This window comes from Streptomyces sp. ISL-66 (genome assembly GCF_018614135.1).
Taxonomy (GTDB): Bacteria; Actinomycetota; Actinomycetes; order Streptomycetales; family Streptomycetaceae; genus Streptomyces.
Genome location: NZ_JAGGOW010000079.1, coordinates 1 through 21,551, shown reverse-complemented (window position 1 = coordinate 21,551; position 21,551 = coordinate 1). Strand labels below are relative to the sequence as shown.

Here is a 21,551-nt window from a genome sequence, read left to right as displayed (position 1 = left end):
CGACGAGACGCACGCGGGCGCCTTGTTCATCTCCCACGACATCGCCGTCGTCAGCGAAGTGTGCGACCGGATCGCCGTGATATACGCGGGCCGCATCGTCGAGGAACTCCCCGCCGGCGGCCTGCACTACGCACGCCACCCCTACACCCGCGCGCTGGTGGGATCGCTCCCCGACATGGACACCGACCGGTCGGGCCCCCTCACCACCATCCCCGGCCGCCAGCCGGCGCCCGCCGACGTCGGTGACGGCTGCGCGTTCGCCGAGCGGTGCGCCTTCGCCACCGGCCGCTGCGCGATCCGCCCGAAGCTGCTCGCCCGTACGGAAGACCACTCCGTGGCCTGCTGGGAGGTCCAGTGAACATCGACAACCTGAGCGTCCGCTTCGGCTCCTTCACCGCCGTCGACGGAGTCAGCCTGGACGTTCCCGCCGGCTCCGTCACCGGGCTCGTGGGCGAATCCGGCTCCGGAAAGTCGACCCTCGCCCGCGCCGTGGCCAGCCTGACCCCCTACCGGGGCACGGTCACCGGAGTCGCGCCCGGCCGCGTGCAGATGGTCTTCCAGGACCCGTACTCCTCGCTCAACCCGCGCATGAGCATCGGCGACGCCATCGCCGAGGGCACCCGGGTCCCGCGCCCCCGGCGGGCGGCCGAAGTCGGGCGGCTCCTCGAACTCGTCTCCCTGCCGGCCACCTACGCGGGCAAGTACCCGCGCGAACTCTCCGGCGGGCAACGCCAGCGCGTCGCCATCGCTCGCGCGCTCGCAGCTGGACCGGAGCTGCTCATCGCCGACGAGATCACCTCCGCCCTCGACGTCTCCGTCCAGGGCGCCGTGCTCAACCTCCTGCGCGAACTGCGCGGTGAACTCGGCCTGACGATGCTGTTCATCTCGCACAACCTGGCCGTCGTGCGGTACGTCTGCGACGCCGTCGCCGTCATGCACCACGGCCGGTTCGTCGAGTCCGGCCCCGTCGAGGACGTGATCGGTTCCCCGCGGCATGCCTACACCCGCACCCTGCTCGACGCGGTCCCACGCCTCGCCCGGGCCTGAACCACCCGGCCCCGCCGTCCGGCAGCCTTCCCGACCCTCCGAAAGGAACGTCGTGTCCCACGACCTCCACCACCGTGCCGTCGTCGCCGACGCGCACAACGACCTCCTCATGGCCGTCGCCGCCCGCCCGCCCAAGCGATGGGGGTCCTTCTTTCGCGAACGCTGGCTGCCCCAACTGCGGGAAGGCGGCATCGACATCCAGGTGCTGCCGGTGTTCATCGACGACCAGTACCGCCCCGAGGGCGCGCTGCGGCAGACCCTCCGCATGATCGAATGCGCCCACGTCCTCGCCGAGGCCAATGCCGACCAGGTCGCGGTCTGCCGCAACGGCGACGACATCGACGCGGCCCTGGCCGAGGGCAGGATCGCCCTTGTCCTCGCCCTGGAGAGCGCCCCCGGCATCGACGCCTCCGTCGAGCTCTTCCCCACCCTCTTCCGGCTTGGCGTACGCATGGCCTCGATCGCTCACTGGGGCCGTACCCCGCTCGCGGACGGCAGCCGCGAGGACGCCACCGGCAGCCGGCTCACCGCCCCCGGCGTCGAGGCGCTGCGGGAGATGGAGCGTCTGGGCATGCTCTTCGACATCTCCCACTTGGGAGCGAGTGGCGTCGCACACGTCCTGGAGCTGGCCACCCGACCGCTCATCGCCACCCACTCCTGCGCCCGGGCCCTGCGCGACCACCACCGCAACCTCACCGACGACCAGATACAAGGCGTGGCCGCCACCGGCGGCGTGGTGTGCGTGAACTTCGTCCCGGACTTCCTCACCGACGACCAGGCGAAGGTGAGCACCGACCGGATCGTCGACCACATCGAGCACATCGTCTCCGTCACCGGGATCGACCACGTCGGCCTCGGCTCGGACTTCGTACGCGAGGTCATGGCGGACGTGACGCCGCCATGCTGCGAGAACCCCGACGACGAGGACCCGATGTTCGACTTCCCCGGCCTCGAAGGCCCCGCCGGGATGCACCTGGTGACCGAGGCGCTCGTCCGCCGAGGTCTGCCCGAGGCAGACATCCTGAAGATCCTCGGCGGGAACATGCGGCAGCTCATGACCAAGCACATGGGCTGACCTGACCCAGGGAACGGTGCCCGCCCGGTCGGACGACCAGGCGGGCACCTGCCGTCCTGGCGGCCTTGGGACCCCGGCACGAACCGGACGCCCACGTTGTCACCACGGCACCAACCGGCCCGCGACCGAGCTCCCTAGCGTGGCGGTCATCGCCCCCTGGAGGAAACACCGTGCCGGTTGACCAAGAACCCCGCCCACCGCAGCCGGACGCCATGTCCGCCCCCGCGCCCGACCTCGACGCGATGCTCGCCGACCTCGAAGAACTCGTCACCTGCGAGTCGTACTCCGCCGACCACGCAGCCGTCGCCCGCAGCGCCCGCGTGGTCGCCGACCAAGGCAGCCGACTGCTCGGCGCCCGCCCCCAGACACTGGTCATCGACGGCGTCACCCACATCCAGTGGACCTTCGGCGCCCCACGCGTCCTGCTCCTGGGTCACCACGACACCGTCTGGCCGATCGGATCCCTCACGACCCACCCCTGGCAGGTGGAGCAGGGCATCGCCCGCGGCCCCGGAGTCTTCGACATGAAGGCCGGCCTGGTGCAGATGTTCCACGCACTGTCCTGCCTCCCTTCCCTCGACGGCGTGTGCGTCCTGGTCACGGGCGACGAGGAAGTCGGCTCCGCCACCTCCCGCCACCTCATCGAGGACCTGGCACGCCAGTTCACGGCCACCCTCGTCCTGGAGCCCTCCGCCCCCGGAGGCGCCCTCAAGACCAGCCGCAAGGGCGTCTCCCTCTACGACATCACCGTTCACGGCCGCGCCGCCCACTCCGGACTCGAACCCGAGAAGGGCGTCAACGCGGCGACCGAACTCGCCCACCAGCTCCTCGCGCTCGGCCGGATCGCCGACACGGTGACCGACCGCACCGGACCCGGCACGACGCTCACCCCCACGCTCATGTCGGCTGGCACCGCGAACAACACCGTGCCCGCCCGCGCCGACCTCAGCGTCGACGTACGCGTCCCCGGCGCAGCGGCCCAGGAAGCCGTCGACCGGCTGATCAGGGACCTGCGCCCGCACGATCCGGCTGCCCGCCTGCGGATCGACGGCGGCCCCAACCGCCCACCCCTGGACGCGGACGCCTCCCACAAGCTGTTCGCCCTGGCCGACGGCATCGCCCCGCGACTCGGCCTCGCCCCCCTGCGCCGGGCCGCCGTCGGCGGCGCCTCCGACGGCAACTACACCGCCGGAGTCGGCTGTCCCACCCTCGACGGCCTCGGGGCCGTCGGCGACGGCGCCCACGCCGACCACGAACACGTCGTCACCGCCACCATGCCGGACCGAGCCCGGCTCTTGGCCCACCTCGTCGGAGCACTCCAGTGAACGCACTCGACCTCAGGGAACTCCACACCATGGAGGACCTCGACGCCGTCAGCCGGCTCTACGCCGGCATATGGGGCACGGACGCCGACAGCCCGCCCGTCTCCGCCGAAGTCATGCGCGCCCTGTCCCACGCGGGCAACTACGTGGCCGGCGCGTACGAGAACGGCCGACTGGTCGGCGCGTCCGTCGCCTTCTACGGCGACCCCATCGGCACCACCCTGCACTCCCACATCACCGGCCCCGTCATAGGACGCGGCATCGGGCTCGCCCTCAAACTGCACCAGGGCCAGTGGGCCCTCGACCGCGGGATCCAGCGCATCACGTGGACCTACGATCCGCTGATCCGCCGCAACGCCCACTTCAACCTCGTCAAGCTCGGCGCCCGCCCCGAGGAGTACCTCCGGTCGTTCTACGGCGCCATGGATGACGCCATCAACGGCGGCGACGAGTCCGACCGCGTCCTGACCGCCTGGGACCTGACCGCACCCGCAGGCGCGTACGCCTCCGAGCTGCCCACCGACGCCGTGCACGGCGTCCGCAACCACGACGGCCACCCCGTCATCGGCCCGACCGACGCCGGCACCGTCCTCATCGACCTTCCCGACGACATTGAATCCCTGCGCCGCACCGACCCGGGCGCCGCCCGCGCATGGCGGCTGGGCGTACGGCACACCCTCGGCGGCCTGCTCGCCGAGGGAGCCCGCGTCACCGGCTTCCACAACCGCCGCAGCTACATCGTCCGCCGCACCGCCGCCTGAACAACACACCAGGAGCCACACCGCACATGAAGACCAAGATCTCCGGCATCGAACTGCGCCGCATCGCGATGCCGCTCGTCGCCCCCTTCCGCACCTCCTTCGGCGTCGAGACCAGCCGCGACGTCCTCCTCGTCCGCGTCGTCACCTCCGACGGGACCGAAGGCTGGGCCGAGTGCGCGGCGATGTCCGAGCCCCGCTACTGCTCCGAGTACGTCGACGGCGCCCAAGACGTCCTGCGCCGCTTCCTCATACCGGCCCTGCCGAAGGACGGCGTGGACGCGGCCGCGGTCGGCCGCGCCTTGGAACCGTTTACCGGCCACCACATGGCGAAGTCGGTCCTGGAGACGGCGGTACTCGACGCCCAGCTCCGAAGCTCCGGTGAGTCCTTCGGCTCGTACCTGGGCGCGTCCCGCGACCGCGTGCCCTGCGGCGTCTCCGTCGGCATCATGGACTCGATACCCGAGCTCCTGGACGCGGTGGACGGCTACGTGGCCGAGGGCTACGTCCGGATCAAACTGAAGATCGAACCCGGCTGGGACGTCGCCCCTCTCCGCGCCGTCCGTGAACGCTTCGGCGACGACCTCCTGCTCCAGGTCGACGCCAACGCCGCCTACACCCTGGTAGACGCCCAGCAACTCGCAAAACTGGACGACTTCGATCTTCTCCTCATCGAACAACCGCTCGCCAACGACGACATGACCCAGCACGCCCAGCTCGCCAAGCAGCTGCGCACCCCGATCTGCCTGGACGAGTCCATCGAGTCCGCCGCCGACGCCGCAGCGGCCATCTCCCTCGGTGCCTGCTCGATCATCAACATCAAGCCGGCCCGCGTCGGCGGCTACCTCGAAGCCCGCCGCATCCACGACATCGCCCGCGCCCACGGCATCCCCGTATGGTGCGGCGGCATGCTCGAAACCGGCATCGGCCGCGCAGCCAACGTCGCCCTCGCCGCCCTCCCCGGCTTCACTCTCCCCGGCGACACCTCAGGCTCCCACCGCTACTTCGCCACCGACATCACGGCCCCGTTCGTCCTCACCGACGGCCACCTCGATGTCCCGACAGGACCGGGACTCGGCATCGAGCCGCTTCCGGACGTCCTGAAGGAGGTCACCACGTCCACCGAGTGGATCGCGCTCTAGTCCTCCCACCGGACAGCCCGCAACCCTGGACGTCCTGGGCGAGACCGTGCACGGGGCCGCCGCTGACTTCGTCCTCCGCGACGGAACGACTTCGCCGGATTCAGCCCTGGACACGAGCGAAGAAGACAGCCACTCCGGCACAGTGGCATTACCAAACCGTGTGACCGCCGGAACGCTCCCACCCGCCGAGCTTCCACCACGTCACGCAAGCCGCCCGTCCGTCGACGCCTGGACCACCCCTCCCCGGCGCGACGGCGGGCGGGCCTCTCGACCAGACGAACAGCGCAGGTACCTCGCCGCCAGCTGCGGACCGCACCGAACGCGTCGTCGAGCCAGAAGAACTGCTCCCTCTCATGCGGGTTCCACCTTTGGACGAGGTCCTCCGATGTCCGGGCCTTGATGGCTGGGCAGCCCCAGTTGTCGGCGGCGCTGATGGCCAGCATCAGCGCGATGACGGATTTGCCGACGGCGGGGTCACCGAGGAGTAGCACGAAGCCGTGGTCGCGCAGGGCGCGGGCGGCCTTCCGGTAGGCGTTGGTGACGACGAACGTGGCCACCTGCTCGGGCGCGGATGCCATGAGGAGGGTGGCTTGGGCGTAGGCACGCTCGTCGAGGATCTGTGAAAGATCGCCGAGTCCGTAGACGCGGGGGACGAACATCCGCAGACCGCGGTGCGAGGCGATCATGTCGCTGAGCCACTGTCCATCGAGGACCAGTGGATGTGCCACCCCGGAGGCGCGCAGTCGTCGGCGAATTTCCGAACTCCAGGCTGCGGCGAGAACTTTCCGTCCCGTTCGCGCTTCTCAGCCAGAGCCGGTGAGGTGTGAAGCCGATGGCGTCGGCCACACCTCCCAGAGGATCCTCGTCGTGCCACCACAGCTCACCCAGCAGAAGCATTTTGGTGTGGAGGATCGGGACCAGCTGCTTTCCGGCCTTGCGGTAGCCCAGTGTGCGCACAGCGGAGAGCCGGATCTGCTCCGGCAACGACCAGGGTCCGACCACTGGCGCTGCGCCGTCCTGCCGGTGGCGCAGTTCCTCCAGGTCCGGCAGGGCACGAGTAGGAAAGCCGGCCGCGTCACGCACGGCCTCTGCCACCTTGTGCAGCCGCTCCTGCTGGTGCTTGCCGCGCTGCTGTTTGCTCACGACCACACACGCTGAGGGAAATTCGGCGATACACCGCAGCAGCTCGGCGTCGTCTACCCACATGAAGGCTCCGAGCATGGCCGGCCCCAAGCTGCGAGACCGCGGCTGCTGCTCGAGATCCTTCCGAAAGCTGTCGATCCCTTCAACGAGACCCGCCAGTAAGTTCGTTCCGAACTGGACGGGACGGGTTCCGTCCAGCATCGCTTGGACGTTGAACTGGTTAGAAAACGACGGACTCATGTGCCCCCCTGCCTCACCATGATTATGACCTGCCGCGATGGATCGCTGATGGGGATCGTCAGACAGCTGCTCGCGGGGGTGGGCCTTCAAGGCGCCGCCACTGCGGTGCCGCCCCCTGGCGTTTCACCGCCTCGCAAATCTGAGGGGGGGCATGACCGCGTGCGTCGGATGATCAGATGTTGGTGAAACCGTCGGCCTACTGTCTGCGCGGTGTCCGAGAGCTAATTGCAGCTGTGCTGGCGGCGAGTGGCGGCGCCAAAGGGTTCGTGTCAGTGCGCGGGCCTACCGCCATGGTGCCACGGCGCGCTGAGCCTCTCGTTGGGCGGAAGCAGCGTCTGCGCGGGCCATGGCCAGGAGGTGGGGAAGCCGCCCGGCTGAGTTGGTACTCCACCAGCAGTGGGCTTCGGGTGAGAACGCGGCCTTGGGGACGTTGTCGATGGCTTCTTGGTAGACGGTCGGCGAGTCGTTCCATTCGGTGTCGGCGACCACGCGCAGCGAGCGGCGCGCGAGACTGTCGAGGAGGGTGAAGAGCCGGGGGAGGGCGGTCAGGCGGTGCCGGCTGTGACCGGTTTCGCGGACGCCGCCGGGATATTGGACCCAGAGGAGGTCCTGAGCCGGCCAGGGCAGATCGATCACCTCGCGCCCGTCGTAGGCTACGACCACTGGATCGGTCATCGAAGCTGCGATGCCGCTGACCAATCCTCGACCGGTGTCGTGCAGTCGATCGGCCAGCCTGACCATCCACGGCTCATCCTGAAGATCACGCTTGATCGCCTGCCCCAGTACGTCGTGGGCGCGGGCCCATCGGGCCGCGACAGGTGAGAGCCGGTCGTGCTGTTCGGCGGGGGAGAGGTCCATGAGGGCGGTAAGCCACTTCTCGCACCACCGGTCGAACCCGTACTGGTAGTCGTAGCGGGCCTGGCCCGACGAAGGGTTCTCCAGCTCCCGTGCCTCGAGGGCTTCCTCGCAGATTTCTTCCCAGGTCTCCTGCCAAGGCTGTCGGAACTTCCCCGGCCGGCGGCGGTGGAAGTCGGAGTGGAGCAGTGCGGCCGTACCGATCAGCAGGAGCTCTTCCGTGGCCTTCCCGCCGCGGTAGGTACCGGCGTGGCGCTCCGCCACCCGGCCCCGGGCTGCTGCCAGCGCCGCGAGGGGTTTGCGCAGGAGGCGGTGGGCGTCTTTCGGGTCACGCCCTCCCGGCCCGTGCATTCTGAACGTGAGCACCTCGCAGTACGCCTTCAGGTCGTGTCCGGCGTCGAGGCGAGCGGCCAGTTTGCCGAGCTCCTCCATGCGTGAGACCAGATGGCGTGCCTCGGTGTAGTAATCGGGGAACGGGTTGGGGCAGCTCCGGCATCCCCCGGGGTCGGGAACGTCGGCCATGCTGCCGCGGTCCGGTACGCGCAGACTGACGCCGGCACGCTGCGGAGGCACTCGGAACGCCCTGCACTCTGCTGACAGGTGCAGCACCGCACCGGAAGCTGCCTTCCACAGCGGTACGTCCATCCCGGCCAGGGGGCCGAGCGGAACGTCGCAGGCCGTCGGAAGGGGTACTTCGTTCTGTGCTGCAACGCTCGCGGACACGCTCGTGCGCTCCTGCCCTCGGGATGTCGAATGTGTGCCGCATCAGCCTGTCGTACGGCCGAGGGCCGCGGTGTGGCTTTCGCCGATCGAGTGACGGGAGGGTCCCTCGTTTCGACGGCTGGCCTGGCCTGCGCGTCCCGCCGCAGCACACGGCTTCAGCTCACCCAAGAGAGCTGAGGGCGAGTAACGTGCCTGAACGCAGGTGCCGTGCACCAGCGTGCGGCCGCGCTGGTCATCGATGCGCTGGCCGCGATGTACGGCATCGCGAGCCGGGTGGCGGTGGCCACCATGTTCTCCAGTCTGCCGCCCTCGTTGAGTGTCGAGGAGATGACGGACGACTCGATCGTGGTGAATGTCGGTGCGTTCCGGCAGGTCATCGCTCAATCCGTGGCGGAACCCGAGTGTGCGCCCCGGCGACGCCCCGGGGTGACGGCTGCTTGGGGACCGGTTGGGGACCAGCGCCACTGCCCGCAGGTGCACGACACGCGCGTTCACACACGTTTCTCGCCCTCAAATAGCGCCGTATATCCTGATTCTTACCCCGGGGCAGCTATCTGGGGGTCAAGGGGTCGCAGGTTCAAATCCTGTCGTCCCGACTCGTGAGAGTCGTAGATCTAGGGGCCGTTTCAGAGCAATCTGAAACGGCCCCTAGATCGTTTTCCGGACCGCTCGGGGGCGTGGTCGGGGCGTGTTCCGCAAGCCGGGTAAAGGCCCTGGACTGGGCAGTCACGGTCGCGGAACACTAGGTTTCCTGGACCGCCGACACTCCTCCCGTGCTGGCGTCGCAGCGTGGGGGCCCGGCACTCTTCGTGCGTGCTCCGGTGGTACGGGCGGGAGTTGGCACAGCGCCCGGCCGTGCCTTCCCGCGGATCCCAAAGCAGACACCACTGTTCAGCCGACCCCGGCCGTAGAGGTTCCCTCGGGGAGCCGCGCGGGCTGCTCCGGTTGGGTGTGCGCCGTGGAACCCAGCAGGGGCGCGCCCCGCCGTTCGGGCCGGTGCCGAGCGGCGTCGGTGACCTTCTCGCGCGGCGTGTCGGCCGCACCCGGTGCTGCGGGAATCAGTCTGCGAGCCAGGAGGCGGCCCACCCAGTGCCGACCGCACGCCGGGCACGGTGAGGCGCCGGCAGGAGTGTAGGGGGAGGGCACGGGAATGCCGTCGCGGGAGAAGTACTCCCAGGTGCCGGTGCCGCCCTCATCGCTGTACTGCTGGACGTCGTAGTCGATGCTCCAGTCGAACCAGCACCGGCCGCACGTGAATTCCGCCCGTTCCAATGCCATCTCGGTGATCATATCCCGCCGCCTCCCTTCGACGGCTGCCTCGTCCTACGTTATCGATATACCCGCATCCGGCTGCCTTGACAACATCGTCCGCAGGCTTTAATACGGGTGGAAGAGAGGGGTGACGCTGGTCATTCCGGAGGTGAGCGAGATGGCTGCGACTTTCGGCGGCTCGGGGCCGTCGCGTGACCATTACGCCGTCCTCGGTCTGTCGGCGGAGGCGTCGCCGACGCAGATCACCAGCGCCTACCGCACGCTGATCCGCACCCTCCACCCTGACGCCCGCCCAGGCGGGCCGCCGGCCGATGCGGAACTCGCCGAAGTCATCGCCGCCTACGAAACCCTGCACGATCCACGGCGACGGTCCGCCTACGACGCCGAACGCCATCAAAAGCAGCTGACCGCCAGCCGTCCGGTACGGATACCCGTACGCGTCAGGTCCTCGGAAGTGATGGGGTACTCGGCCGCCCCGCAGCCGTACGAAGATCCATTCGGCCGGCTCGTGGCCTGGCTGCTTTACGGTGTATAGCCCCCGTATGGCTACTGGCTTCGTGGAGTACGCGTCGGAATTCACGCCGTTCCTTTCGCCGGCCCGAAGACGCGGAGAAATGACGCCGGTCCGGAGGTCTACGTTTTCGGGGACGAGTACCGCACCCCGCCGCCGATCGTGAACGACGGGCCGACGCTCTGGATGCGACAGCCTGGCTAGTGCCGCGTCAGGCAACGTTCGCCCCGTCGCAGCGTCCGGCACGCACTCTCGCCGCACCGGCCGAAAGCCCAAGTACGTCCAGTACGAGGGCTTCCGGCCGGCACGCCGAGAGCACGCACCGGACGCCGCTCCTTGACGGGCAAACGTTGCCTGACGCGGCACTAGACCGGTTCCGGAAGGCGGCGGGCCAGGGTCCAGGCCAGTAGGGGGAGGGCGGCAAGGGGGAGCAGGGCCGTGCCCACGGACGTGGCGTCGGCCGCGACGCCGATGGCGGGGCTCGCGAGGCCGCCGATGCTGACGGTCAGACCCAGGGTGACTCCGCTCGCCGTGCCCATGCGCGTCGGGAGGTAGTCCTGGCCCAGGGTGACCTGGAGGGAGAACGGCACGTACAGCGCGGCGGCGGCCAGTGCCGCGCACACGTACACGAGCGGCAGCGGGAGGAAGAGGATGCCCGCGATGGCGGGTACCGCCGCCGCGTACGCACGGTGGACGGTGGTGACCCGGCCCCAGCGGGTGGCCAGTCGGCCTCCGAGGAGGGTGCCGCCGGCGCTGCCCGCGAAGAGGGCGAACAGGGCCACCGCTCCGGCCGTTTCGCTGCCGCCGCGCTCGTGGACGTACAGGGCGATGAAGGTGCTCAGCCCCATGAAGACCACCGAGCGGACGACCACCACCAGTGAAAGCCGCAGGAACGCGGGCCAGTTGTCCGACGGGCCGTCGGCCGGGGCCGGCCCCGGCTTCGCCGGGGTCTCGGAACGCACCGAGGAGGGGCGCCAGTTGAGGAAGATGCCCAGAGTCGCCGGGAGAGCCAGCAGCCACCACCCCGCGGACCCCGGCAGCGACATCGCGCCGACGACCAGCAAGGGTGCGCACGCGAAGCCGATGTTGCCGCCGAGGGCGAACCAGCTCATCGCTCCGTGCCCGGGGCCGCCCACCACGCGGACCAGCCGGGCGGCCGCCGGATGGTAGGCGGCGACGCCCATCCCGGACAGGGCGACGGCGGCCAGCGTGGCCGCGTACCCGGCGTCGAGCCCGACCAGGGCCACGCCCAGCCCGGCCGCGCCCGTGGCCAACGGGATCAGCCAGGGCATCGGGCGGCGGTCGGTCAGTGCGCCGAACAGCGGCTGGACCACCGAGGAGAGCAGCGAGGCGGCCAGCACGATGCCGGACGCGGCCGCGTATCCGTACGCCCGCTCGGAGACGAGGAAGGGAACGAGCGCGGCGACCGCGCCCTGGTAGACGTCCACGCACGAGTGGCCGGCCGAGAAGGCGGCCGTGCGGAGCCGGGTGGGGGCGCGGGGCGCGGGGTCCGGGGAGGCCGGGAAGGCGGGTGGCGGATCGGGGGTGGAAGGCTTGGCGTGCGGTGGCGTGGCGGGCGTCGTGGCAGGTGTCGCAGCAGGTACCGCAGCAGGTGTTGCACCAGAGGTCGCAGATGTCGCAGCAGTTGCCGCAGCAGGTTTCGTCGAGGTCACTGAACGAGAATCGCCCTCGCCCGGTGCGGCCCGCTTCCGATAAATTGCCGGGTGATGCAGAAGATCCGCCACACCCCCCGCGCCGCGACGAGCGTCCGCGAGCTCGACACCCACCACGGCATCGATCCGCACCGCCACGACGACCACCAGATCTGCTACGCCGGTTCCGGGGTGCTGTCCGTGACGACCGACGCCGGTACGTGGGTCGCCCCGAGCACCCGCGCCCTGTGGATCCCGGCCGGGACGGTGCACGAGCACCGCGCGTTCGGCCGCGTAGACCTGTACTGCGTCGGCCTGCCGACCCGCCTCAACCCGCTGTCCCTCTCCGTGCCCGCCGTGCTCGCCGTCGGCCCGCTGCTGCGCGAGCTGATCCTCGCCTACACCCGTGGCCCCGAGGACGGCAGCGAGGAACGGCGGCGGATGCTCGGGGTGTTGCTCGACCAGCTGCGGGCCTCGCCGCTCCAGCCGCTGCACCTGCCCGCCCCCTCCGATCCCCGGCTGGCCGCCGTGTGCGCGCTGCTCCACGCCGATCCGGCCGATCCGCGCGGGCTCGCGGCGCTCGCCGCCGCGGCGGGAGCGGGGGCCGGGGAACGGACGCTGAGCCGGCTGTTCCGCGCCGAGCTCGGCATGACGTTCCCCCAGTGGCGGACGCAGCTGCGCCTGCACCACGCGCTGCGGCTGCTGGCCGTCGACACCCCCGTGACGGCGGTCGCGCACCGCTGCGGATGGTCCTCGGCGAGCGCGTTCATCGACGTCTTCCGCCGGGCCTTCGGGCACACTCCGGGGACGCACGCCAGGCCGTCCCCGTCGGATCTCGCCGGGCGAGGAGACCGGTAAGGGACGACCCGGCCCGGCTCGCTTCCCGCGCAGCCCGGGACGACCATGGAGTGAGGGGCTCCGTCCGGGGCCGGGCGCTGGGAGGTCTCCGTGGTGCACACGCGCACGACCGGCACGACCGGCACCACAGGCACGTCCGCCACCACCAGCACCACAGGCACGTCCGCCACCACCAGCACGTCCGCCACCACGGGCACGACCGGCACCTCCGCCACCACACGCACCACCGAGGTCCTGATCGCCGGTGCCGGGCCGGTCGGGCTGAGCGCGGCCGCCGAGCTGCGCCGGCACGGCGTGAGCTGCCGCCTCGTCGACCGGCTGGCGGCCCGCCTGCCGTACGCGAAGGCGGTCGGGATCCAGCCGCGCACCCTGGAGATCTGGGACCGGATGGGCCTGGCCCGCACCGTGTTGGAGGCCGCGATTCCGATGCGTGGCCAGCTGCTCTACGTCAACGGCCGGCAGCAGGGGCGGACAGACCTCGTACTGCCTCCGGAGGTGCCGTACGGGTTCGCCGCGCTGCCGCAGTACGAGACGGAACGCCTCATCGAGGAGTACGTCGCCGGTCTCGGCACGGTCATCGAACGCGGCACCGAACTGCTGTCCTTCACCCAGGACGAGGACGGGGTCACCGCCCGGCTGCGCACCGCCTCCGGCGCCGACGAGGAGCTGCGCGCCCGCTATCTGATCGGCTGCGACGGGGCGCACAGCACCGTGCGCAAGGGGCTGGGCCTCGGGTTCGCGGGCGCGGCGTTCGCCGAGGAGTACATGCTGGCCGACGTGGTCGCCGACTGGGAGCTGCCGTACGGGTACGGCCTGCGGTCCGTGCACCGTGCCGACGACGGTTCCACCGATGACCTCCTGGTCTGCATCCCGCTCCCGGGCAAGGGCCGCTACCGCATGTCCATGCTGGTCCCGCCCGAACTCTCCGCCCCGAAGCGGGCGGTGAGCCCCGCGCCCGGCACGCCGGACGACGGCGTGGTGCACGGCTTGTACGGCGGGGCGGAGGGAGCCCGCGTGCCCGAGCTGGCCCACATCCAAGCCGTCGTCGACCGCCTCGGCCCGGGGCCGGCCACCCTCTCCGGGCTGCGCTGGACGTCCGTCTTCCGCATCAGCCACCGCATCGTCGACCGCTACGGCGAAGGACGCGTCTTCGTCGCGGGCGACGCCGCCCACATCCACCCGCCCACCGGCGCCCAAGGCATGAACACCGGTATCCAGGACGCCTGCAACCTGGCGTGGAAGCTCGCCTTCGTCCTGCGCGGGGAGGCGGGGCCCCGCCCTGGTCGCAACTTACGACGCCGAGCGCCGCCCCGTCGGTGAGGAGGTCGTCAGCCGGACCGTCCGGCACGCCACGCAGGGCATGGAGACCGACCCGGACGATCCGCGGACCCTCATGCTCCGCGAGGCGCAGCTGCTCGTCGGCTACCGGGGCGGACCGCTCGCCGCCGGCTTCGCGGGCCCCTTCGGTCCCTCCGGCTCGTCCCGTCCTGCCGATCCGTCCGATCCGTCCGATCCATCCGGTCCGTCCGCGCCGGTCGGCGCGCCCCAGCCCGGTGACCGGGCCCCGGACTGCGCGGGGATGACCCGGCCCATCGCCGCGTACCCCTTGCGCCTGTTCGACGTCCTGCGCGGCCGCACGGGGCACGTGGTGCTCCTGTACGCGGCGGACGGGGACGGCGACAGCGAGGCCCTGGCCGAGGCCGCCGACGCCGTCGAGCGGATCCGTACGGCGGCTACGGCGCCGCCGGCCGAGGGTGGCGCGGCCGGACCGCAGGCCGTCGCCGTCCTCGCCCGCGAGGCCGCGCCGACGGCGTCCGAGGACCTGGCCGTCCCCGGATACCGGGACGCGGCAGGGGAGTTCGCACGCCTCTACCGCCCCGACGGCCCGACGGGCTTCGTCGTACGTCCCGACGGGTACCTCGCCGAGCGCTTCCCGCTCGCCGACACGGAGGCGGCCCTGTCCGGATACCTGGCGGCCTTGTCCGGCTAGTGCTCTGGCCGGAAGGTTCACCGGGTCGCGACGGGGCGAGCCCGCCGCCCCGGTGGCGGGTCGGAACGGTCGAGACGGCCACGACGGAGCCGGCCACGACGGAGCCGGCCACCAGACCGCCCCCTCCAGGTGCGCACGCCGGGGCGGGGCGTGTCAGCCACTCGTGCGCCTTCATACTGGCCGGTGTGAAAAGCGAAGACGCCCCGCGCGATCCCGCCCGCGCCGACATCCCCGGCGAGGCCGTGCTGTGCTCCGTCGAGGGCCGGACCGGGACGATCACCCTCAACCGCCCCAAGGCACTCAACGCCCTCACCCACCCCATGGTGTTGCGCGTCGCCGAGGCCCTGACCGGCTGGGAGCGGGATCCGGGCGTCGGCCAGGTGCTCATCCGCGGTGCGGGCGAGCGCGGGCTGTGCGCCGGCGGGGACATCCGGGCGATCCACGACGATGCCAAGGCCGGGACCGGGGCATCGGCGGGTTTCTGGCGCGACGAGTACCGCCTCAACGCGTACATCGCCCGCTACCCCAAGCCCTACGTCGCCCTCATGGACGGCATCGTGATGGGCGGCGGGGTCGGCGTCTCCGCCCACGGCAGCGTCCGCGTCGTCACCGAACGCTCCCGGGTCGCGATGCCCGAAACCGGCATCGGCTTCGTCCCGGACGTGGGCGGCACCCACCTGCTCGCCCGCGCCCCGGGCCTGCTCGGCACGCACCTCGCCCTCACCGGCTCCGCCGTGGGAGCCGCCGACGCGCTGCTGTGCGGGCTCGCCGACCAACTTCGTACCCGCCGACCGGCTGGCCGCGCTGACCGCCGAGCTGGCCCTGGCCCCCGCTCACGAAGTGCTGGAGCGCCACGCCGCCACCCCCGAGCCGGGCCGGCTCGCCGAGTGGCGGGACTGGATCGACCACTGCTACGCGGCCGGGACCGTCGAGGAGATCGTCGAACGGCTGCTCGCGCAGGGCGACCCGGCGGCCAAGGATGCCGCCGAGACGATCCTCGCGAAGTCGCCGACAGCCCTCAAGGTGACCCTGGAGGCGGTGCGCAGGGCCGGCGCCCTCGGTGATCTGGAGGCGGTGCTCGACCAGGAGTTCCGGGTCTCCTGCCACGCACTGGCCTCGCCCGACCTGGTGGAGGGCATCCGGGCCCAGGTCATCGACAAGGACCGCAGCCCGCGCTGGTCCCCGGCCACCCTCGGCGAGGTCACCGGCGAGGAAGTGGCCCGCTACTTCGCCCCGCTCGCCTGAGCGGGGCCCGGGCCGAGCCGGCCGGGCCCGGGCCCGGCGCGGCACCTCGACGGGACCGCCCTCCTCGTGGACGGGGGTAAGGAGCCTCCCGGCGCCGATCAGCGGTAGCCGGTGGTGTCCGCCGGGCGGTCCGGGTCCTGCACCTCGACCATGTACCGCCAGGCGTCCGGGCGGCTGCCGTCGACGTCGGTGAAACCGTAGGCCCGCGCGAGCTGCCCGCTGGAGAGCGACTGCCCGTTCCAGCGGGACACTTGCGGGTCGGAGGCGAGCGCCGCCACGGCGCGGCCGACGTAGAACGGGGTCTCCGAGATGCCGAAGTGCGGAACCTTCTCCAGGGCGTCGCGCCAAGTCGCCTCGGTGACACCGAAGTTGTCCAGCATCATCTCCGAGCGCAGCCAGCCCGGGGTCAGCGCCACCGCCGTCGCGCCGCGCGGTCCCACCTCGTGCCCGAGCGCGAACGCCATCCGCAGCACCGCCGACTTGGCGAGGTCGTAGAAGAACGAGACGCGGTAGCGGCTCGCGTTGTACTCCGCCGTGCCGTCCGTCATCTCCACGACCAGACCGCCCGGCTCGCGCAGCAGCAGCGGGAGCGCGTAATGGCTGGTGACGGCGTGGGTCTCCACCGCCAGCCGCAGCAGGCGCAGCCCGTTGTCCAGGTCGTGCTCCCAGACCGTGCTCTCCCACTCGAAGAGCCGCTCGCCACCCCAGATGTCGTTCACCAGCACGTCGAGCCGGCCCTGCTCGGCGTCGATCCGGCCGACCAGCGCCTCGACCTGGGCGGGCACCAGATGGTCCGCGACCACCGGGATGCCCCGCCCGCCCGCCGCGGTGACCAGCTCGGCGGTCTCCTCGATCGTCTCCGGGCGGTCGTACTCGGAGCGCCGGCCGCGCGTGCTGCGCCCGCTCACGTACACGGTCGCGCCCCGTGCACCCAGCTCGACCGCGATGCCCCGCCCCGCGCCCCGGGTCGCCCCGGCCACCAACGCGACCTTGCCTTCGAGTGTCCGCTCTCGCTGCGCGTCCGTCATGACCGAGACCCTACGACGCTCGGGCGCGGCGGAGGCGGTACGGCACGGGCCAGGGTTGAAGAACCCGCCCTCCGGGCCGGGGTTGAATAACCGGCCCTCCAGGCCGCACTGTTGGCCGAGATTTTTTCCGTCCATATCGTCAGGAGATCCGGCTTGTCCTCCGATCGCGCGAGCGCGCACGTCATCGACCCCGCGGGCGGCTGTCCGCACGCCCTCAACGCCCGGCTGCGTGCCCGGGGCCCCGTAGCCGAGGTGGTCCTGCCCGGAGGCGTGCCCGGCGCGGTCGTCCTCGGGCACGAGGCGCTGAAGGAGTTCCTCGCCCACCCCGACGTGGCCAAGGACGCCCGGCACTTCCCGGCCCTGCACGACGGCACCATCGCCCCGGACTGGCCGCTGCGCGTCTTCGCCAACGCCCAGGGCATGCACACCGCCGACGGCGCCGACCACCGCCGGCTGCGCTCGCTGGTGGCCAACGCCTTCACCGTCCGCCAGGTGGAGCGGCTGCGTCCCCGGATCGAGGAGCTGACGGCCGCGCTGCTGGACGACCTGGACCGGGCGGCCGCCGAATCCCCGGACGGAGTCGCGGACTTGCGCACGCACTTCGCGTTGCCGCTCCCGATGAGCGTGATCTGCGAGCTGCTCGGCGTCGACCCCGAGCACCGCGGCCGCCTGCACGAGCTGTCCAACACCGTCATCATCGCGACCGACACCACGCCGGCCCAGGTGATGGCGGCCGTACGGGAGCTCGTCGAGCTGATCGGCACCATCGCCGCCGCCCGCCGGGCCGCCCCGGGCGACGACCTGACGAGCGCGCTGATAGCCGCCCGCGAGGACGACGGTGACCGGCTGGAGGAGGCCGAACTCATCGGCACCATGCGGCTGATGCTGGTCGCCGGCCACGAAACGACCCTCAACCTGATCACCAACGCGGTGCGGGCCCTGTGCACCCACCGCGATCAGCTCGCGCTGGTCCTGGAAGGAAAGGCCACCTGGTCGGACGTGGTGGACGAGACACTGCGCTTCGACGGACCGGTCAGCTGGTTCCCGTTCCGCTACCCGACCCGCGACCTCACCGTCGACGGGACGCTGATCCCGCGGGGCACGCCGGTCCTCGCCGGGTACACGGCCGCCGGCCGCGACGAGGCCTTCCACGGACCCGACGCCGGACGCTTCGACATCACCCGCGCCACCGCGGCCCGCAACCTCTCCTTCGGCCACGGAGCCCACTACTGCGTCGGCGCCCCGCTCGCCCGGCTGGAGGCCACGACCGCCCTGGAAGCGCTCTTCACGCGCTTCCCGGATCTCGACCTGGCCGTCCCCGAACCCGAACTCCCGCACCAGCGCAGCTTCATCGGCAACAGCGTGGAGTCGCTGCCGGTCCGGTTGGCGCGGGGGTAGGCGGGGCCCGCCCTACGGTCCTTCGCGTACGGTCCTCCGCTTACGGACCTTCGCCTACGGGTCCTCCCCTACGGGCCCCCGCTCGGCGGTGAGATCTCCGTGCTCAGCCACCCCAAGGCGTCCGGGTACATGGCGGTCCAGGTCTGGAAGTTGTGGCCGCCCTCCGGCCGGACCAGGGTCTTGACCCGGACGCCGGAGCCCTCGGCCGCCTCGGTGAAGGCGGCCAGCTGCTTCGGCGGGCTGTCCTTGTCCTGCGCGGACGTGGCCAGGAACAGCCCGACGTCCGCCTTCTTCGTGTGTCCGACCAGCCACATCGGGCTGTTGCGCTCCCGCAGCACCGGATCGGTGAGCACGCCCGGGTCCCCGGTCAGGGGGTCCGGGTCCAGGGCGGCGCCCGCCCGGAACACCCCCGGGTACTGGAGCGGCAGCTTGGCCGCGCAGAACGCCCCGGTCGAGACGCCCATCAGGCCCCACCCCTTGGGCTTCGGCAGGGTGCGGAAGTTCTTGGCGATCAGATCCGGCACGTCCTGCGCGAGCCAGTCCGCCAGCTTGCGCCGCGGGGTGTTGGTGCAGTCCGTGTTCACCCCGCCCGGGTACAGATCGGGCATCACCACGATGAACGGGTGCGTCCCGCCCAGCTGGACGAGCTGCTCCAGTGCGCCCGGCATGTTGCCGACGTCGATCCAGCTGCGCGGCGAGCCGGGGTAGCCGTGCAGGAGCATCAGTACGGGGAACCGGGTCTTGTCCGCGCCCGGGGCGTCGTACTCCGGGGGAGTCCGGACGATCACCTGACCGGCGAGCTTCGAGTGGGAGCCGCGGAAGTACGTGCTGCGCGTGCCGTCACTGCCCGGGGTGAACCTGGCGCGGCCGGGTGGCGGGCCGGTCATGGTGGACGGGTTCTGCCCGGTGCCGGTCCCCAGCAGGTCGTCCCAGGAGGAGTAGAGGCCGTAGCTCCCGTTGATCCAGGTGGCCACCACGCAGATCGCGGTGAGCTGGCACAGGGCGATCATCACCAGCCGGGCCGGCCAGCGCACCCAGCCCGGCCGCGGGACCCGGTTCCACAGGAGCAGCGCGGCGAGCATGGCCAGCGCGGTGACGGCGATCAGCGTGACGAGGAACGACGTACTGGTCAGCTCCACTGCGCCGGCTCCTGACGTGCGGGACCATCTGACGGTTAAGGGCGAATAATGACGGATAATCCCTGAAATTTACGGCGCAACGCCGCCCCGGGGAGGGGCAGCGGACGGCAGCGGGCCCCGTGTCGGGAGCGCGCGGCAAGGTGCCCGCCCGGCCGCCCCGGCCGCCCCGGTCCAGCGGTCCCGCAGGTCCGGGCCTCGGGCCTGGGGTAGATTCACCGCCTGTTCACCGGCACGACACCGGGGCTTTCGTGGCGCCGATGTCGTATGCGGCATGATCGACGGGGATATGCGGAATACGCCGAAAAAGACGAATCGCCGGATTCACTCCGGAGTACGGCCGCGGGTGGCGGCCCCGATGGCTCCGGCGCGCGCGGCGTACCAGGTCAAGCTGCTGGTCGATCCGGACCACGTGCTGGACGCCGAGGGCCTGCCCACGGACGCGGCGGCCGCCGCCCTGTCGCTCGGCGCACCCGGACGCGTCGAGGTCGCCCAGTACGTGGACGACGCCGGGCAGAGCCTGAACGGGCAGGGCTGGATCGTCCGCATCCGCCGCCACGACGACGAGAACCGGATCCGCCTCGCCTACAAGGCCCGGTTCGAGATCGAGGGCGACGGGTCGGAGCCGGCGGCCGTGCGGCGGGTCATGGACCGGGCGCGCCTGCACAACTTCGGAGCCGGCGACGGGAACTACACCGTTCAGGTGAATCTCAGCCACACCCGCGCCACCCTCGACTTCACCAACAAGAAGTGCCGCCCGGTGCCGGGTCTGGCCCCCGGCGAGCTCCCCGGACTCGACCTCTCGCGCGCCCTCGTCCTGGACCGGCTCCCGGGGAAGCTGGCCAAGTGGGGTGCGAAACCGGTCGGTTGGGCGCAGTCCGTCACCGCTTCGTCCCGTCTCCACGGTCCCGTGCGGCAGGCCAACTATCCTGGCCGCATGTTCGACCACGCGTTGGAGACACAAGTCAGCCGGCTGCGCACCGCGACCGGCGAGCTGACCTGGTTCACCGAGATCACCGCCAAGGCGCACACCCTGCGGGAAGCCGTCGAACTTCGCTCCGGCCTGATGGGCAAGCTCCGGGCCGAGGGCTGGCTGCTGGAGCGCGACGCCTTCAAGACCGACCTCGTCCTCGGCCGGTGAAGGCGTCCGAGACGGGGCCGATACCCGGCCCGGTCCGCGTGGCCCACCTGGCCGACCTGCACATCGGTTCCGTGCTGCGCGGACTGGCCGACTACCCCGGGGCGCCCGCGATAGACCCGCGCGAGGCCCCGTACGAGGCCCTGCGCGCGGCCGTGCTCCACATAGTCGAAGGCGGCTACGACGCGGTGCTCATCGCCGGGGACGTCTTCGACCGCCGCCACGCCGACGGCCGGGCACTGGCCGCCTGCCAGGACGCGCTCGACGCCTTCCACGAAGCCGGGCTGTACACGGCGGTGGTCTCGGGCAACCACGACGCGCAGACCCCGCTCCCGCACAAACTGCACCTCCCGCCGTCCGTGCGCTGGTTCGGCGCCGACGCCCCCGAGTCGGTGTCCTGGCCCGCCCTCGGCATCACCGTCCACGGCCAGTCGGTCGGGGACCCCGACGAGCGGCGCGACCTCGCCGCCGGATACCCGGGCCGGGTCCCCGGCACCGTCAACATGGGGCTCCTGCACACCAGCCTGCACGGGGCCTGGAGCCGCCGGATCTGCGCGCCGACCGCACCCGGGACGCTGGAGCGCGCCGGGTACGACTACTGGGCGCTCGGCCACGTCCACCACCGGCTGATCCCGGGCACGGGCGCCTTCGCCGTGTACCCGGGCAACCCGCACGCGCGCGGCCCCGGGGAGCCGGGCGGCCGCGGCTTCACCGAGCTCCTCGTCGATGTGGACGCCGCCCTCGGCACGGATCCCGAAGACGCCGACGGCGCACGCGCCGCGATCGCGATCCGGCAGGTGGACACCGCCCCGGTGCGCTACGAGACCCTGCACCTTCCGTACGGGGCGAGCGCCGAGGCCGAACTGCCGGACCGGTTCGCCCGGGTCCCGCAGCCGCCCGCCGGCGGCGCCGTCGTCTGGACCCTCAGCGCCGCCACCCCGCCCGAGCTCCTGCACGCGGCCCGCGCCCTGGCCGGCCCGGCCGCCATGGTCTGCCCCGCCGAGGTCCCGGCCGCCTG

18 protein-coding genes and 2 pseudogenes are annotated in these 21,551 nt (G+C 71.6%); 14 read left to right on the top strand and 6 right to left on the bottom strand.

Annotated features, from left to right (window positions below; genetic code table 11):
* From J7E97_RS16510 to menC, 6 genes are all read left to right on the top strand, one after another.
* The coding region (locus tag J7E97_RS16510) for an oligopeptide/dipeptide ABC transporter ATP-binding protein (protein ID WP_374224163.1) at positions 1-358 on the top strand (358 nt) is incomplete at its 5' end.
* Positions 355-1,047, top strand: coding sequence for an ABC transporter ATP-binding protein (locus tag J7E97_RS16505; protein WP_215027764.1), 693 nt, complete (start codon positions 355-357; stop codon positions 1,045-1,047). The genes J7E97_RS16510 and J7E97_RS16505, both read left to right, overlap by 4 nt.
* Before the next feature lie 52 nt (positions 1,048-1,099).
* A complete protein-coding gene (locus tag J7E97_RS16500; RefSeq protein ID WP_215027761.1) occupies positions 1,100-2,122 on the top strand; it encodes a dipeptidase in 1,023 nt (340 codons plus the stop codon).
* Between the two features lie 242 nt (positions 2,123-2,364).
* Complete coding sequence (locus J7E97_RS16495; RefSeq protein ID WP_215027768.1) at positions 2,365-3,447, top strand: M20/M25/M40 family metallo-hydrolase; 1,083 nt, start codon at positions 2,365-2,367, stop codon at positions 3,445-3,447.
* A complete protein-coding gene (locus tag J7E97_RS16490) occupies positions 3,444-4,205 on the top strand; it encodes a GNAT family N-acetyltransferase (protein ID WP_215027759.1) in 762 nt (253 codons plus the stop codon). Before J7E97_RS16495 ends, J7E97_RS16490 begins: the two co-directional genes overlap by 4 nt.
* Positions 4,206-4,231: 26 nt before the next feature.
* Positions 4,232-5,344, top strand: a complete 1,113-nt coding sequence (menC, locus tag J7E97_RS16485) for an o-succinylbenzoate synthase (RefSeq protein ID WP_215027757.1) — start codon at positions 4,232-4,234, stop codon at positions 5,342-5,344.
* On the opposite strand, the gene J7E97_RS37020 is transcribed toward menC, so the two are convergent.
* On the bottom strand, positions 5,341-5,922 hold the full coding sequence (locus J7E97_RS37020) for a hypothetical protein (protein ID WP_374224164.1): 582 nt from the start codon (positions 5,920-5,922) through the stop codon (positions 5,341-5,343). The two genes, menC and J7E97_RS37020, sit on opposite strands and share 4 nt — an antisense overlap.
* A gap of 289 nt (positions 5,923-6,211) precedes the next feature.
* Between J7E97_RS37020 and J7E97_RS16480 the strand changes: the two genes are divergently transcribed.
* Positions 6,212-6,502, top strand: coding sequence for a hypothetical protein (locus J7E97_RS16480; protein WP_215027755.1), 291 nt, complete (start codon positions 6,212-6,214; stop codon positions 6,500-6,502).
* 507 nt (positions 6,503-7,009) lie between these two features.
* On the opposite strand, the gene J7E97_RS16475 is transcribed toward J7E97_RS16480, so the two are convergent.
* Together J7E97_RS16475 and J7E97_RS16470 are read right to left on the bottom strand one after the other, a co-directional pair.
* Positions 7,010-8,104, bottom strand: a complete 1,095-nt coding sequence (locus J7E97_RS16475; protein WP_215027753.1) for a hypothetical protein — start codon at positions 8,102-8,104, stop codon at positions 7,010-7,012.
* A gap of 1,092 nt (positions 8,105-9,196) precedes the next feature.
* Positions 9,197-9,583, bottom strand: a complete 387-nt coding sequence (locus J7E97_RS16470) for a hypothetical protein (protein ID WP_251054664.1) — start codon at positions 9,581-9,583, stop codon at positions 9,197-9,199.
* 121 nt (positions 9,584-9,704) lie between these two features.
* On the opposite strand from J7E97_RS16470, the gene J7E97_RS16465 reads away from it, so the two are divergent.
* Entirely contained in the window at positions 9,705-10,112 is a 408-nt protein-coding gene (locus J7E97_RS16465; RefSeq protein ID WP_308346539.1) for a J domain-containing protein, read from the top strand.
* A 341-nt stretch (positions 10,113-10,453) separates the two neighbouring features.
* On the opposite strand, the gene J7E97_RS16460 is transcribed toward J7E97_RS16465, so the two are convergent.
* A complete protein-coding gene (locus J7E97_RS16460) occupies positions 10,454-11,536 on the bottom strand; it encodes an MFS transporter (RefSeq protein WP_215027749.1) in 1,083 nt (360 codons plus the stop codon).
* A 279-nt stretch (positions 11,537-11,815) separates the two neighbouring features.
* Here J7E97_RS16460 and J7E97_RS16455 point away from each other — a divergent pair, with 279 nt between their 5' ends.
* The 3 genes and pseudogenes from J7E97_RS16455 (at position 11,816) to J7E97_RS16445 (ending at position 15,833) form a co-directional block, all read left to right on the top strand.
* On the top strand, positions 11,816-12,598 hold the full coding sequence (locus J7E97_RS16455) for a helix-turn-helix transcriptional regulator (RefSeq protein WP_215027747.1): 783 nt from the start codon (positions 11,816-11,818) through the stop codon (positions 12,596-12,598).
* Between the two features lie 234 nt (positions 12,599-12,832).
* Positions 12,833-14,588, top strand: a pseudogene (locus J7E97_RS16450) (FAD-dependent monooxygenase).
* A 227-nt stretch (positions 14,589-14,815) separates the two neighbouring features.
* A pseudogene (locus J7E97_RS16445) lies at positions 14,816-15,833 on the top strand (enoyl-CoA hydratase/isomerase family protein).
* Between the two features lie 98 nt (positions 15,834-15,931).
* Here J7E97_RS16445 and J7E97_RS16440 read toward each other — a convergent pair.
* On the bottom strand, positions 15,932-16,861 hold the full coding sequence (locus tag J7E97_RS16440) for an SDR family oxidoreductase (RefSeq protein ID WP_215027745.1): 930 nt from the start codon (positions 16,859-16,861) through the stop codon (positions 15,932-15,934).
* 153 nt (positions 16,862-17,014) lie between these two features.
* On the opposite strand from J7E97_RS16440, the gene J7E97_RS16435 reads away from it, so the two are divergent.
* Complete coding sequence (locus tag J7E97_RS16435) at positions 17,015-18,259, top strand: cytochrome P450 (protein WP_215027743.1); 1,245 nt, start codon at positions 17,015-17,017, stop codon at positions 18,257-18,259.
* 68 nt (positions 18,260-18,327) lie between these two features.
* Here J7E97_RS16435 and J7E97_RS16430 read toward each other — a convergent pair whose 3' ends face one another.
* Positions 18,328-19,398: an esterase family protein gene (locus J7E97_RS16430; RefSeq protein WP_215027741.1), complete on the bottom strand. Its 1,071-nt coding sequence runs from the start codon at positions 19,396-19,398 to the stop codon at positions 18,328-18,330.
* Between the two features lie 355 nt (positions 19,399-19,753).
* Between J7E97_RS16430 and J7E97_RS16425 the strand changes: the two genes are divergently transcribed.
* Entirely contained in the window at positions 19,754-20,536 is a 783-nt protein-coding gene (locus J7E97_RS16425; RefSeq protein ID WP_215027739.1) for a hypothetical protein, read from the top strand.
* The coding region (locus J7E97_RS16420; protein ID WP_215027737.1) for a DNA repair exonuclease at positions 20,533-21,551 on the top strand (1,019 nt) is incomplete at its 3' end. The genes J7E97_RS16425 and J7E97_RS16420, both read left to right, overlap by 4 nt.